1 protein-coding gene is annotated in these 3,582 nt (G+C 45.0%); it reads right to left on the bottom strand.

The window, feature by feature from the left end; all coding sequences use genetic code 11:
* A partial coding sequence (locus ACFIL8_RS08335) for a hemagglutinin repeat-containing protein (protein ID WP_375689405.1) occupies positions 1 to 3,582 on the bottom strand: 3,582 nt, incomplete at both ends.

The following is a 3,582-nucleotide window of genomic DNA, read 5'->3' as shown; positions in this document are numbered from 1 at the left end:
ATTTGACTTATGGCTATTATGACCCACAAGCACATTGACATCACGAGCTGCCGAAAGGTTAATATTCTCACCTGCAAAATCAGAGCCCACTATGCTCACATCTTTTTTCTTGGCAATGATGTTGATAGTGCCATACGCATTGAGAGAAGAGCCTTGATGTTCAAAACTCTCTTCATTTTGCACCTTTTCCTCACTCCCATATATCGACACAAAGTCCTCACCTGAGCCCGCGCCAAAACCAGATGCATGTTCTTCTGAGTGGCTGCTATGGTGATCTTGCATGCCATCAATCGTCACATTTTCTGCTGTCACATTGATGTTTTGACCTGAAAGCAGATGAGAAGCAGTAATTGTGGACTCTTTTTCTGCTTGCAAATCAATGTTGCCCGTTGCCTCAAGAACAGAGGAAACTGTTGTGGTGTGCGATTCAGATTTATCGGAAGATTTCTCATGCAAAAAGCTACTTGATGACGATTGGTATTGCTGATCGTAGTGTTCTTGAGCGCCTTTTATGAGAATATTCCCACCAGAGTGAATAGAAATATCTGCTTTTGCTTGATCTGGTGTTTCCTCTTCTTTTCCAGCAAAAAGCATCGATCCAATGATTTTTGTATCGTTGCCAGATTCAAAGGCCATCCCTTCACCCCCTGTTATACTTGAGCCCACAACTTGAGTAGCCTCAACATTATTATGGACTCTCTCACTAAATATTCCATCCTCTTTGTGATCGGATATCTCATAATGTAAGCTATCTTCTGCATTGTTGATCAGGATATCGTTACTGGCTTTCAGCCCCACCTTGCCCTTGGCATCTATATCGGAAGCCGCCATATGGATATCTTTTCCAGAGAGAACAGTGGTCTCTTTTCCAGAACTTAAATGAGAGCCATTGTGTAAAGCAACATGAGATGTTTCACTCCCATTCTGATTGTCCATGCTGTTGCGTGTGGCATCAATCGAAACATTCCTCTCAGCTTGCAAGAGAAGTTTATCCGTTGCTTGAACATCAGAGCCTAAAATATTCAAATCTTTTCCAGAGGCAAGTGTCGTCGAGCCACCAGAGTTGACTTCTGATTTATGATGCATGGTGGCATCACCCTGTTCATCATGGTAATGGGTTTCTGCTGAACCGATCGTCAAGTTGCCTTGTTCTGTAGCCATGGCAAGATCACCTCCGGTGGTGATCCCCACCCCGGAGGCGGTGATATTTTGTTTAGCAATCACCGTTGCATTACCACCAGCAGAAAGCGCCTCGGTATTTAAAACGGTCTCCACGCCGTCAACCGTTGTGCGCCCTGCATCTAAACGAATATTCTTCTCCGCAAGGATAACAGCATCACCACCCGCCGCAAAATGCCCTCCTTGACTGAGGATATCCCCGCCATGCACATGCAATTGGTGATTTGCCGCAATCCGCCCTGAATTGATAATCGTTGAATTGCTCGTATTCTGGCTGGTGATATTGACATCATCGCCCATGATCAAAGCCCCAGCAGAAACAAAGGAGGCTCTGTCTTTTTCAGGGATGTAAAGCACCGGTGCATAAACATCCATGCCCTTGACCTGTTGGCGCACATAAATCACCATCGGGGCTTCTAGAGAAGCCAATTGTTCTTCACTCAAAGCCTCACCAAAGGGGAGATTGTGGGCTTTTGCATAGTCTGCCCCGACATCCAGCAAGGTTTTGACTTGTTCAATGGCATCACTTCCAGGAATAAAGGAACCTTTGCCCAAACCTTGACCAACCAGATCACGCATTTGTTTTTCAATCAGCTGCTTTTCAAAATAAGCATCACCTAAGAAAAAAATCTCTCTGTCAGGATTGTAGCCAATTCTGTTCAAATAATAGGCTGAGCCATAAAACTTGCCAACATCAAGGAATTCTGCCCGCGTTTCATAAATGAAATTTTGGTTGGGCAGCGTGCCCCCAACCCCACCCGATTGGGGCTTTGGTAAAGGGAGCCCCTCAGAAAGTTCCCCCGCATTATTGAGATCGACTGTTGGTGTAAAGAGAGCGCCAGCCCCAGTTAAACCACTTAAGGACTCCAGTGGATTGCCTTCAACTGCTTGTGCTTTAAAATGCGCATCCCCTGTAATCGAACCTTCCGCTGCCGTGTTATTGAGTTGATCGACCACCAAATTCAACGTGCCACCCGCTTGGACAAGACCAGGAACGCTCTCCAAAGCTTCTGAACCAATCTGGCGATCCTTGCCATTGGCTATATCTAAAGAAACATCGCGGCTTCCATCAGCTTTATAACCATAACAACTGTCTGTATTAGCCTGACAACCAAGATAAGTGTTTTTATAAGCCGTTGCCCCTAAATTGGTCAGCACATTGGCGTGGATATCGGCATTTCCCCCTGCTCTCATAGAGCTATAATGGTTGTCAATGGTATCAGCGTTAATGATGAGATTGCCACTAGATTGTATTACCCCCGAAACAGTTGGTTTATGCGAAAATGCTTGTGTGACAGTCTTTTCTGTCATATGTGACCAGTCTTCGTTTATTGACCCAAACCATCCTCCCTTCCGCCGAGAACCATTCCATTGGTAGCGTTTTACGGACTTTTGATCATAGACAGGCTTAAATTCCCAAGTAAAAGCCTTATAGACTGTTCCATCGCTTGAAATTGCGGTGCCATAGGTTTCTTCTTTGCTCGACCAAAGAGGAACATCCAAGAAAATTCTTACGTGCCCGTCAAAAGGTCCGGTATGACTTTGATGTTCGTGTCCCTTTCCCCAAAGGTTGGGACCATCTTGATATAACATCCCATCACTGAGCCTATCAGAACCCTTTGGTCTTTGGAAAGAAATATCGCTATATTCCGTTTTTTCTGTGATGACAGGCGTGCTATCGGCTTCGTTTTTTAGAGTGTTGGTTTGGATATTTAAGTTTCCACCAGCTTGAATAAAGCCCGCTTTGTTAACAAGGGAAAGGCTTTTTCCGCTGCCAGCTGCATTGATGAAACCCAAATCACCCTCTGCCATTATGGTGCCAAAATCATTCAACAAAGCCCCATCAACTTGTAAAGCACCATTGCCCTTCACATAAATTAAGCCCGTTTTGCTGTTGGTCACATCCCCCGTCACGCTAAAGACTAAATCCTGCCCCGATGCCAATTGACCGCTATTTCTAAGCTCCCCCGTCTTGATCACGAAATCTCGTGCTGCTAAAACAGACGTTGTCTCATCAACCATAACGCTTGGAGCAATAAAGAGAATATCTCCAGTCCCACCGCCATCTCTTACGGCTTGTAGCCGCGCATTGTGAATATCAAGAGCATTGGTGCTTTGAAAGTCTAAACCGCCATAAGTCAATTTACTGTCCGAGACATCAATATGATCTGCAATTAAATACAGCGTTTGCGGCGTGTAAATATGAGAACGATTATTGCTTAAATCGAGAGTGTTTGCCGTCAATCTCACATCCCCCTCAGCAGACAGCACATTCTCAACACTGATCTCTCCAGATACCGATGTCAATGTTGCACTGCCATAGCCTATGACCTGATCATAATAGATGTCGTTGCCTGCAAAAATTTCAATATTGCCACCACTGGCAATCTGACCAACCTTCAC

This window comes from Bartonella sp. AP57NXGY (genome assembly GCF_042195805.1).
Classification (GTDB): Bacteria; Pseudomonadota; Alphaproteobacteria; order Rhizobiales; family Rhizobiaceae; genus Bartonella.
Note: the sequence above shows the minus strand (reverse complement) of the source record. Positions and strands in the feature narration are given on the sequence as shown.